Raw genomic sequence first — 11552 nt, forward strand, 5'->3', positions numbered from 1 at the left:
ATGAAATATTCGATCTTCTCGCTCGCCCGTGCTGCCCTTTCCGGCCACAAGAACTGGCAGCGCACCTGGCGCGATGCGGCGCCCAAGGACCACTACGATGTTGTGATCATCGGCGGCGGCGGCCATGGGCTCGCCACCGCCTGGTTCCTCGCCAGCGAGTTCGGCATCAGAAACGTCGCCGTGCTGGAAAAGGGCTGGATCGGCTCCGGCAATGCCGGCCGCAACACCACCATCATCCGTTCCAATTACGGCCTGCCCGGCAATACCGGCTTCTACGAGCTTTCGATGAAGCTTTGGGAGCGGATGGAGCAGGACCTCAACTATAACGCCATGGTCAGCCAGCGCGGCGTCCTCAACCTCTATCATTCCGATGCGCAGCGCGACGCTTATGCGCGGCGCGGCAACACCATGCGCATCAATGGCATCGATGCCGAACTGCTCGACCAGGCGGCGCTGAAGAAGATGCTGCCGTTCCTGAATTTCGACCATGCGCGCTTTCCCGTGCAGGGCGGCCTCCTGCAGCGCCGCGGCGGCACCGCGCGGCATGACGCGGTGGTCTGGGGCTATGCCCATGCGGCGAGCGAACTCGGCGTCGACATCATCCAGAACTGCGAGGTCACCGGCTTTGTCCGGGACGGCAACGGCAAGGTGACTGGCGTCGAGACGTCGCGCGGCAAGATCGGCGCCGGCAAGGTCGGCATGGCAGTCGCCGGGTCATCGTCGCGTGTCGCAGCGATGGCGGGCATGCGCCTGCCGATCGAAAGCCATGTGCTGCAAGCTTTCGTCTCGGAGGCGATCAAGCCGCTCATCCCCGGCGTCATGACCTTCGGCGCCGGGCATTTCTATGTCAGCCAGTCGGACAAGGGCGGGCTGGTCTTCGGCGGCGACATCGATGGCTACAATTCCTACGCCCAGCGCGGCAATTTGCCTGTCATGGAAGATGTCTGCGAAGGCGGCATGGCGCTGATCCCGATGATCGGCCGCGTGCGGCTTCTGCGCCAGTGGGGCGGTATCATGGACATGTCGATGGATGGCTCGCCGATCATCGACAAGACACCGGTCGACGGGCTCTACCTCAACGCCGGCTGGTGTTATGGCGGCTTCAAGGCGACGCCCGGTTCCGGCTTCGTCTTTGCCCATCTTCTGGCGCGTGACGAAACGCACAAGGAGGCGGCGCTGTTTCGGCTCGACCGCTTCCAGCGCGGCGCCATGATCGACGAAAAGGGCCAAGGCGCCCAACCGAACCTGCATTGAGGCGGCCGGAACAAGATGCGTATCACCTGTCCTTTCTGCGGCGAACGCGAACTCGGCGAGTTCAGCTATCTCGGCGATGCCAAGCCTGTACGGCCGGCGGCGGATGCCGGCGAAGATGCCGTCTACGACTATGTCTATCTGCGCGACAACATCGCCGGCGTGATGGCAGAGAACTGGTATCACGGCGGTGGCTGCCGGGCCTGGCTGAAGGTCACCCGCAACACGCTGACGCACGAGATCTCGGCGGTGGAACCGGCGGCGGGGGCTGGTGCGAGCCAGGTGGAGACATGAGCTATTCTGTCGAGACCACAGCCGTCGCGAAAAGCGCCAGCCCCCTACCTCCCCCTTGTGGGGAGGTCGGACCGCAGGTCCGGGTGGGGGTCGGTGCCGCACCCCCACCCCCCTGCTGCGCAGCGGCCCCCCCCCCNCCGCACCCCCACCCCGCTGCTGCGCAGCGACCCCCCCCACAAGGGGGAGGGTGAAGAGCGCGACGGTCCCGCCTGGCATTGGATCGATGAGAGGCCGGCCATCGTGAGTTCCAGCCAATCCCATCGTCTCACATCCGGCGGTCTCATCGACCGCTCGGCGCCGCTCAACTTCCGCTTCGATGGCAAGAGCCTCTCCGGCTTCCAGGGCGACACGCTGGCGTCGGCGCTGGTCGCCAATGGCGTCAAGCTGGTCGGCCGCTCGTTCAAATACCATCGTCCGCGCGGCATTCTGACTGCGGGCTCGGAAGAACCCAACGCGCTGGTCGAACTGCGCACCGGCGCACGGCGCGAGGCCAACACCAAGGCCACGACGGCCGAACTCTATGAAGGCCTCGAAGCGGCCAGCCAGAACCGCTGGCCGTCGCTGCGCCACGATGTGATGTCGGTGAACCAGCTGTTCGCACCGATCTTCGTCGCCGGCTTCTACTACAAAACCTTCATGTGGCCGGCAAAATTCTGGGAAATGGTCTACGAGCCGGCGATCCGACGCGCCGCGGGTCTGGGTCGCGCGGCGGTCACCCCCGATCCGGATCACTACGACAAGGCCTGGGCGCATTGCGATGTGGTGATCGCCGGCTCTGGTCCGGCCGGTCTCGCCGCCGCACTCGCTGCAGGCCGCAGCGGTGCGCGCGTCATCCTGTGCGAAGAAGATTTTGCGCCCGGCGGCCGTCTGTTGTCGGATGGCGGCACGATCGACGGTCTGCCGGCCGCGGAGTGGCTGTCGCGCACACTGGCCGAGCTCAGCTCGATGCCGGATGTCCGCATCATGACCCGCACGACCCTGTTCGGCGTCTATGACGGCGGTACCTATGGCGCGATCGAGCGGGTCAACGATCATCTGCCGGTGCCGCCCGAGCATCAGGTGCGCCAGCGCCTGTGGCGCATCGTGGCCAAGCGCTGCGTCGTCGCCGCCGGCGCGATTGAGCGTCCCATCGTCTTTGCCGGCAATGACACGCCCGGCGTGATGATGGCGTCCGCCATCCGCACCTACGTCACACGTTATGCGGCGACGCCGGCAAAGCGGATCGCGCTGTTCACCAACAATGAGGATGGCTGGCGCACGGTCGAGACGGCACTCGGCGCCGGGCTGCAGATCGCGGCGGTGATCGACGCGCGGCCTGACGTCTCGCCTGCCCATCGTTCTCTCGCTTCCATGAACGGCTTCACCGTGCTGCATGGTTCGGTCAGCGGCGTCGACGGCGGCAAGGACGGCGTAAGAAAAATAGCGGTGTCGCTGACCGGCGGCGCGCGCGCCGAGGTCGAGGCCGACGGGCTTGCCGTTTCCGGCGGCTGGAATCCGGCGGTCGGGCTCACCTCTTACCATCGCGGCCGGCCGAAATGGCGAGACGACATCGCCGCCTTCGTGCCGGACGGCGCGCCGCCCGGTATGGTCGCCGCAGGTGCGGCTAACGGCGACTTCGGGCTAGGCGCCTGCCTGCGCGCAGGTTTCGAGGCCGGCGCCGCAGCGGCGCGGGAGGCGGGACGCAATGGCAATCCGGGCTCTGCAGCTGTTGCCGGCGACGAGTCCTTCTCACTGACCCCGCTCTGGCACGTCGCCGGCAAAGGCAAGGCCTTTGTAGACCAGCAGCATGACGTCACCGCGTCCGACATCGAGCTGGCGCAGCGCGAGGGTTTTGAATCGGTCGAGCATCTGAAGCGCTACACCACGCTCGGCATGGCGACCGACCAGGGCAAGACGTCCAATGTCGCCGGCCTCGCCATCATGGCGGCGGTGTCGGGCAAATCCATTCCCGAGACCGGCACGACCATCTATCGCCCGCCGTACGTGCCGGTCGCCATCGGCGCCTTTGCCGGCCACCATCGCGACGAAAATTTCCATGCGACGCGGCTGACGCCGTCGCATCACTGGGCGGCCGAACAAGGCGCGATCTTTGTCGACACCGGCCTGTGGAAGCGCGCGCAATGGTATCCGCGCGCGGGCGAGAAGGACTGGCTGGAATCGGTCACCCGCGAGGTCAAGGCGGTGCGCTCGGGCGTCGGCTTCTGCGATGTCTCGACGCTGGGCAAGATCGATGTGCACGGCCCCGATGCCGGCGCCTTCCTCGACCGCGTCTACATCAACACCTTCTCAAACCTTGCCGTGGGAAAAGCCCGCTACGGGCTGATGCTGCGCGAGGACGGCCTCGTCTATGATGACGGCACGACCTCGCGGCTGGCCGAGGACCATTATTTCCTCACCACGACCACGGCGAAGGCCGGGCTGGTGATGCAGCATCTCGAATTCTGCCGGCAGGTGCTATTCCCCGAACTCGACGTGCAACTGACCTCGGTCTCCGACCAGTGGGCGCAGTTCTCGATTGCCGGGCCAAGGACGCGAGACCTGTTGAAGGAAATCGTCGACCCTGCCGAGGACCTTTCGAACGAAGGTTTTCCCTTCATGGGCGTGCGCGAAGTCGCTTTGCGCGGCGGCATCAAGGCGCGGCTGTTCCGCATCTCCTTCTCCGGCGAGATGGCGTTCGAGATTTCGGTGCCGGCGCGTTACGGTGAAGCGATGGCACGCAATTTGATGCTGGCGGGAAAACCGTTCGGCGTGACGCCGTATGGCACAGAAGCCCTCGGCGTCATGCGCGTTGAAAAGGGCCATGTCGCCGGACCGGAACTGAGCGGCATGACGACCGCCGCCGATCTCGGCCTCGGCAAGATGATGTCGACCAAGAAGGATTTCATCGGTCGCGTCATGGCCGGCCGCGAGGCGCTGGTGGCGCCGGACCGGCAGGTCGTGGTCGGCATCAAGCCGATCGACAAGGCGCGCCGCCTGCGCTCCGGCGCGCACATCATCCCGAAGGGCCAGACGCCCGGGCCTGATAACGACCAAGGCTACGTCACCTCGGTCTGCTTCTCGCCGACGCTCGACCAGTGGATCGGTCTCGGCCTTGTCGAGCGCGGCCGCGAACGCATCGGCGAGATCGTCCACGCGCATGATCCGCTGCGCGGTGAAGACTATGATGTCGAGCTCTGCAATCCCGTCTTCTACGATCCCGATGGAGGGCGCCAGCGTGGCTGATTTTTCCTGGGATGTTCGTAGCCCGCTCGAGCGGGCACTTGTTGTCGGGCCTTACGGCGCGAACGGCAATGTCGGCGTGTTGCTGACCGAAATCCGCAATTTCGACCTGATCCAGGTGATGGCGCGGCGCGGCAAGGCGGGAGATTTGGCCAACGCTGCGAAGGCAAGCTTCGGTGTTGCGGCTCCTGAGACACCCAAGGCGGTGCAGACTTCGGATGCGACGCTGATCTGGTCGGGACCGGACCAGTTCTTCGTGCTGTTGAAGGGCGGCAAGCATGGGACTGAAGCACTCGCCCAGACGTTCGCGTCTTCCGCTTCGCTATCGGACCAGTCGCATGCGCGAGTGCTGATCAGTATCTCCGGTACCAAGGCGCGGGCGATGCTGGGCAAGCTGTCGTCGATCGATCTGCATCCCGATGCATTTCTGGTTGGGGCGGCTGCCGCGACCTCGATGGATCACACCAGCGTCACGCTCTGGCGCGGGAATGACCGGCCGGATGGGCAGGCGGTGTTCAACGTGCTGATGTTTGCGACATTTGCTGAAAGTCTGTGGCACACGATGCTGGATTCGGCGGCGGAGTATGGTGTCGAGATCGGGCATTCCGAGGATTTGGCGTAGCGCTTGTGCGCTTCTTCCTTCTCCCCTTGTGGGAGAAGGAAGATCGGCGCGTTAGTGCCGAGACGGATGAGGGGTGTTCCAGGGTACGCCAACGTCTCACCGCTGGAACACCCCTCATCCGTCGCCTGCGGCGACACCTTCTCCCACAGAGGGAGAAGGGGGAGCCAGCCTTGCCAAACGCAACTGCGCTGCTATTCTTGCAGCTAAAGTAATTTTACACACAGGCAAACTTGTTTCTCGAACCGCAAGGCTGAGATGAGCCAGTCGCCCTACCCTTCAGTGACAGCCGGGCCGCCCCGGCCAAGCCTCATCCTGCGGCCCGGCCAGATCGCGCTGCCGCCGGGCATGGAGCGGTATGCGGCCCCCGGTAACGGCGCGGTGCTGATCGATATCGAGGCCGGCGATACATTTGCCATCCGCAATGTCGAGGGCGGCCAGGCCTGCGAGCTTTTGGCCTGGGACAAGTCAGGCGCCACCGACCCCGCCATCTTCGGCGAAAAGTCCAATAGCAATGCCGCCGGGATCAAGGCGCTATTGGCCGAGGGCGACGATAGCCTCGCTTCCGTGCGCCGCGGACTCGAGCGCCGCCAGGTGCAGCTTGACCAGGCCAAGGCGGTGCGCGTCTTCGGCGGCGCCACGCCGGCAGGCACCGAGCAGGCCTTCACCGTCGCGCGCGATGGCGGCTTGCTGATTGCAGCGCCTAGCGGGCCGATGCTGGTCGACGGCCACGACACGGCAACGCCGCTCACCGTCATGGTGCGCCGCGCCACCGTGCGCCTGAAGACAAAGTCGCAGCTGGCCGATCCGCTTGCCGATCCGGTGCTCGATCTGCGCGTCCATTCGGCGACAGCCGAACCCTATTTCGTCAAGGCGGGCGACTACCTGCAGATCATCGATGTCGACGGCCGCCAGTGCACCGATTTCCAGTGCTTCTCGGCGCGCAAGCTGGACAAGGGGCTGGACCATCCGCTCGACGTAACGACCACGCGCACGCTGATGGGGTCGAGCTACCCGATGCCCGGCCTTCACTCGAAATATTACGACCAGGACATGGAGCCGTTGGTCGAGGTTATCCAGGACACATGCGGCCGGCATGACGCGTTCGCGCTGGCGTGTGCCGCCAAATATTACGACGACATCGGCTATCCCGGCCACACCAACTGCTCGGAGAATTTCAACCGCGCGCTGGCCGACAAGGGTGTCACCCCACGTGCCGGCTGGATGGCGATCAACTTCTTCTTCAACACGGCGATCGACGCCCATGGCGTCATGGTGTCGGATGAGCCGTGGTCGCGCGCCGGCGACTATGTCCTGCTCAGGGCGCTCACCGACATCGTCTGCGTCTCCTCCGCCTGTCCCGACGACACGACACCGGCCAATGGCTGGAACCCGACCGACATCCATGTGCGAACCTATTCCGGCCAACACAAATTCTCGCGAGCGATCGCCAGACGCATGACGCCCGATTCGGAACCGAAAATGACCCGCGAGACCGCCTTCCATTCAAGCTTCGCCAAGCACACCCGCAACTTCGTGGAATACCGGGGTTATTGGCTGGCCAATTCCTTCGCCAAGGAAGGCGCCATCGCCGAATACTGGGCCTGCCGGCAGGATGCCGTGATCATGGACCTGTCGCCGTTGCGCAAGTTCGAGGTCACCGGCCCGGATTCCGAGGCGCTGCTGCAATACACGCTGACCCGCGACGTCAAGAAGCTCGGCGTCGGCCAGGTCGTCTATTCCGCCATGTGCTACGAGCATGGCGGCATGATCGACGACGGCACGCTGCTGCGGCTCGGCAAGGACAATTTCCGTTGGGTCGGCGGCGACGACCTGTCCGGCGAATGGCTGCGCGACACCGCGAAAAAGCTTGGCCTCAACGTGCTGGTGCGTTCCTCCACCGATCAGATGCACAATGTCGCTGTCCAAGGGCCGAAGAGCCGTGACATTTTGCGAGAGGTGGTCTGGACCTCGCCGCTGCAACCGTCGATCGACGAACTCGAATGGTTCCGCTTCGCTGTCGCGCGCATCGGCGGCGGCAATGGCATTCCGGTCGTGGTGTCGCGCACCGGTTATACCGGCGAGCTCGGCTACGAAATCTGGTGCCACCCACGCGACGCCGAAAAAGTGTTCGATGCCATCTGGGAGGCCGGCCAGCCGCACGGGCTGAAGCCGATGGGCCTGCAGGCACTCGACATGGTGCGCATCGAAGCCGGGCTGATCTTCGCCGGTTACGAATTCTCCGACCAGACCGACCCGTTCGAGGCGGGCATTGGCTTCACCGTACCGTTGAAGGCCAAGACCGACGATTTCATCGGCCGCGAGGCTCTGATAAGGCGCAAGGAACATCCGCAGCACAAGCTCGTTGGCCTCGACATCGACAGCAATGTCGCCGTCGGCCATGGGGATTGCGTCCATATCGGCCGCGCCCAGATCGGTGTCGTCACCTCGGGCATGCGCTCGCCGGTGCTGAACAAAAACATCGCTCTGGCGAGGCTTGACGTCACCCACGCGGCAATCGGCACAGAGGTGGAGATCGGCAAGCTCGACGGTCATGCCAAGCGGCTGCCGGCGCGCGTCGTGGCCTTCGCCCACTACGATCCGCAAAAGACCAGGCCGCGATCCTGAGGGTTGCACCCCCGGCCCTTCGCAGGCTCAGGGCGTTCGAAGCTCGAAAGCAATTGGCTTCCGTCCGCTACCGCGGACCGCTTCTCACCCCACAAGGGGAGAAGGACAAAGCGAGCGTTTCGCAACCGTGATGTGCACGACGCCACAAATCACTTGACGTGAAAGCGCGCCGGATCAATCTTCACTGTTAAGAAAAAAATACGACTGAGTGGAAACACTGGAGTCGTGCGGTCATGTACCGGGGAACAAGCTTCGCGAAGCCGAGGCATCACCGGCCGGGAACACAAAATGGGGAATTCAGACAGATGAGCACGATTACCACTGCCCTGGAGCAGCCCGCTGAAGGCAAGCTGCTCCGCAACATCGACTGGCGCGGCGCCTTCTGGGTGGCGAGCGGCGTTCCTGCCCTTGTCCTGTTTTCGATCGGCGGCATTGCCGGAACGACGGGAACGCTGGCCTTCGGGATCTGGATCGCTTCCATGATCATGGGCTTCCTGCAATCCTTCACCTATGCCGAGATCGCCGGCCTGTTCCCGAACAAGTCGGGCGGCGCCTCGATCTACGGCGCCACCGCCTGGCTGCGTTATTCCAAGTTCATCGCGCCGCTGTCGGTGTGGTGCAACTGGTTCGCCTGGTCGCCGGTGCTGTCGCTGGGCTGCTCGATCGCCGCCGCCTATATTCTCAACGCGCTGGCGCCGGTGCCGCTGTTCACCGAGGCGTCGCCGGACGTCGTCGCCTATATCGCGGCGCATGCCGGAACGGTGCCTGCCGACGCCATCGCCGCGGTGACCGCGGCGGCCACGCCGGCGATCCGCAACTGGACGCTGTTCAGCCACACGCTAGGTCCTGTCTCCTTCACCCTCAATGCCACTTTCTTCATCGGCGCGGTGCTGATGCTGATCATCTTCTCGATCCAGCATCGCGGCATTCTCGGCACCGCCAATGTGCAGAAGTATATCGGCCTCCTGGTCATCATCCCGATGCTGATCGTCGGTGTCGTGCCGATCGTCACCGGCCAGATCAACTGGGCGAACTTTTCGCCGCTGGTGCCGCTGGCGGCGGCTTACGCGCCGGAGCCCGGCTCGTGGAACATTGCCGGCTGGACGCTGGTTCTAGGCGGCATGTTCATCGCGGCGTGGTCGACCTACGGCTTCGAGACCGCCGTCTGCTACACATCGGAGTTCAAGAACCCCGGCACCGACACGTTCAAGGCGATCTTCTATTCCGGCCTGCTCTGCATGCTTCTGTTCATCCTGGTGCCCTTCACCTTCCAGGGCGTGTTGGGCCTCAACGGCATGCTGGCGACGCCGATCGTCGACGGCTCCGGTGTTGCCGATGCACTGGCCGGCATGGTCGGGGGTGGCGCATTGATCCACAGCCTCTTGGTGATGCTGATGATCCTGGCGCTGGTGCTGTGCATCATGACGGCAATGGCCGGCTCGTCGCGCACGCTCTACCAGGGCTCGGTCGATGGCTGGCTGCCGCGCTATCTCAGCCACGTCAACGAGCATGGCGCGCCGACGCGCGCCATGTGGACCGATCTCGTCTTCAACCTGATCGTGCTGGCCATCGCCTCGGCCGACGCGACGAGCTTCTTCTTCATCCTCGCCGTGTCGAACTGCGGCTACATCATCTTCAACTTCCTCAACCTCAATGCCGGCTGGATCCACCGCATCGACAATGGCCACATCAACCGGCCTTGGAAGGCGCCGAGCTGGCTGCTCGGCCTCGGCGCCATCTTCGCCTATGTAAACGCCATCTTCATGGGCGCCGGCGCCAAGGTGTGGAACCCGATGGCGCTCTGGGCCGGCCTGATCACAGCCGCCTTGATCATCCCGGTGTTCTGCTACCGGCACTACGTCCAAGACAAGGGCAAGTTCCCCGACCACATGCTGGCCGACCTCGGCATGGCGGGCGCAGACCTCTCGGTCAAAAAGGCAGGCATGCTGCCCTACCTGACGCTGGTCGCCGGCCTGGTGGTGATGCTGCTCGCCAACTGGTACTTCGTCATCTGAAAGTGATGGCTTGAAAAGAATGGGCGCGCTTCGGCGCGCCCGTTTCTTTTTGTGGCAGACGTCAGCCGGCCTTGCGGATGACCGCTTCGGAGCCTTCGAAGAACCGGTTCGGCGGACGCTTCAGGCCGAGATTCTCGCGCAAGGTGGTGCCCTCATACTCGCGCCGGAAGAGCTTTCGCCGCTGCAGCTCGGGCACCACCTTCTCGGCGAAGTCGTCGAGCCCGGCTGGCAGATAGGGGAACATGACGTTGAAGCCGTCTGACCCTTCGGCAAACAGCCATTCCTCCATCGAATCGGCGATGGTTTTCGGCGTGCCGACGAAAGCAAGGCCGGAATAGCCGCCGAGCCGCTGCGCCAACTGGCGGACGGTCAAATTCTCCCGGCGCGCCAGCTCGATGACGCGCTCGCGGCCGCTCTTCGAGGCATTGGTTTCGGGGATTTCGGGCAAGGGCGCGTCGGGATCAAAGCCGGATGCGTCGTGCCCCAGCGCGATCGATAGCGAGGCAATGCCGCTCTCGTAATAGACCAGGCTGTCGAGCTTGGCGCGTTTGGCCTGTGCTTCCTCGACACTGTCGCCGACGATGACGAAGGCGCCGGGCAGGATCTTGATGTCGTCGCGCGAACGGCCAAGCTTCTCGGCCCTGCCTTTGACATCGGCGAAGAAGCGCTGTCCGGCTGCGAGATCGGAGTGGGCGGCGAAGATCACCTCCGCCGTTTCGGCTGCCAGCTGCCGCCCGGCCTCAGACGCGCCGGCCTGGACGATGACCGGCCAGCCCTGCACGGGGCGCGCAATGTTGAGCGGGCCGCGCACCGAGAGATGCTCACCCTTATGGTCGAGCACATGCAGCCTCGCGGGATCGAAATAGAGCCCGCTCTCGGGGTCGCGGATGAAGGCGTCGTCGGCAAAGCTGTCCCAGAGGCCGGTCACCACATCGTAGAATTCCCGCGCATTGTGATAGCGCTCGTCGTGCTCGACATGCTCGTCGAGGCCGAAGTTCAGCGCGGCGTCGGGATTGGATGTGGTGACGATGTTCCAGCCGGCGCGGCCGCCGCTGATATGGTCGAGCGAGGCGAAGCGGCGGGCAATGTGATAGGGCGCGTCGAAGGTTGTCGATGCGGTGGCGACAAGGCCGATATGATCAGTGACGGCGGCGAGCGCCGACAGCAGCGTGAACGGCTCGAACGAGGTCACCGTGTGGCTGCGCCGTAGCGCCTCGATCGGCATGTTGAGAACGGCCAGATGGTCGGCCATGAAGAAGGCGTCGAACTTCGCCGCCTCAAGCGTCTGCGCGAAGCGCTTCAGATGGGCGAAGTTGAAGTTGGCATCGGGATATGAGCCGGGATAGCGCCAGGCCCCGGTGTGAAGACTGACCGGACGCATGAAGGCGCCGAGCCGCAATTGCTTATTGTCTACCATGGGATGATCACCTGATGCGAATGAGCGTTGCCGCTCCGATATGTAAGCAGGATCGGACGGCTTTGCCGTCCTGGAAAGGAATTCTGTTTTGCAAAACCGGCGCCGCGAA

The 11552-nt window shown here is 64.3% G+C and carries 7 protein-coding genes; 6 read left to right on the plus strand and 1 reads right to left on the minus strand.

From position 1 onward, the window contains the following. The 6 genes from X728_RS165195 to X728_RS165170 all read left to right on the plus strand — a co-directional run bounded on the left by X728_RS165195 (window position 1) and on the right by X728_RS165170 (window position 10026). The gene (locus X728_RS165195; protein WP_023668554.1) at window positions 1–1254 is read left to right on the plus strand and encodes a sarcosine oxidase subunit beta family protein; all 1254 of its coding nucleotides are present in this window, start codon (window positions 1–3) and stop codon (window positions 1252–1254) included. Between the two features lie 15 nt (window positions 1255–1269). After that, a complete protein-coding gene (locus X728_RS165190) occupies window positions 1270–1545 on the plus strand; it encodes a sarcosine oxidase subunit delta (protein ID WP_023684437.1) in 276 nt (91 codons plus the stop codon). Between the two features lie 240 nt (window positions 1546–1785). Continuing rightward, on the plus strand, window positions 1786–4767 hold the full coding sequence (locus X728_RS165185; protein ID WP_023830334.1) for a sarcosine oxidase subunit alpha: 2982 nt from the start codon (window positions 1786–1788) through the stop codon (window positions 4765–4767). After that, window positions 4760–5386: a sarcosine oxidase subunit gamma family protein gene (locus X728_RS165180; RefSeq protein WP_023687059.1), complete on the plus strand. Its 627-nt coding sequence runs from the start codon at window positions 4760–4762 to the stop codon at window positions 5384–5386. The genes X728_RS165185 and X728_RS165180 overlap by 8 nt, the downstream gene beginning before the upstream one ends. Before the next feature lie 255 nt (window positions 5387–5641). Beyond that, on the plus strand, window positions 5642–8011 hold the full coding sequence (locus X728_RS165175; RefSeq protein WP_023701513.1) for an aminomethyltransferase family protein: 2370 nt from the start codon (window positions 5642–5644) through the stop codon (window positions 8009–8011). A gap of 305 nt (window positions 8012–8316) precedes the next feature. After that, complete coding sequence (locus X728_RS165170; protein ID WP_023668560.1) at window positions 8317–10026, plus strand: APC family permease; 1710 nt, start codon at window positions 8317–8319, stop codon at window positions 10024–10026. 61 nt (window positions 10027–10087) lie between these two features. Here X728_RS165170 and X728_RS165165 read toward each other — a convergent pair whose 3' ends face one another. Continuing rightward, window positions 10088–11443 carry an LLM class flavin-dependent oxidoreductase gene (locus X728_RS165165; protein ID WP_023830335.1) on the minus strand — a complete coding sequence of 452 codons (1356 nt, stop codon included), beginning with the start codon at window positions 11441–11443 and terminating at the stop codon, window positions 10088–10090. Between the last annotated feature and the right edge of the window lie 109 nt (window positions 11444–11552).

It is taken from the genome of Mesorhizobium sp. L103C119B0, assembly GCF_000502235.1.
In the GTDB taxonomy this organism is placed as follows: domain Bacteria; phylum Pseudomonadota; class Alphaproteobacteria; order Rhizobiales; family Rhizobiaceae; genus Mesorhizobium.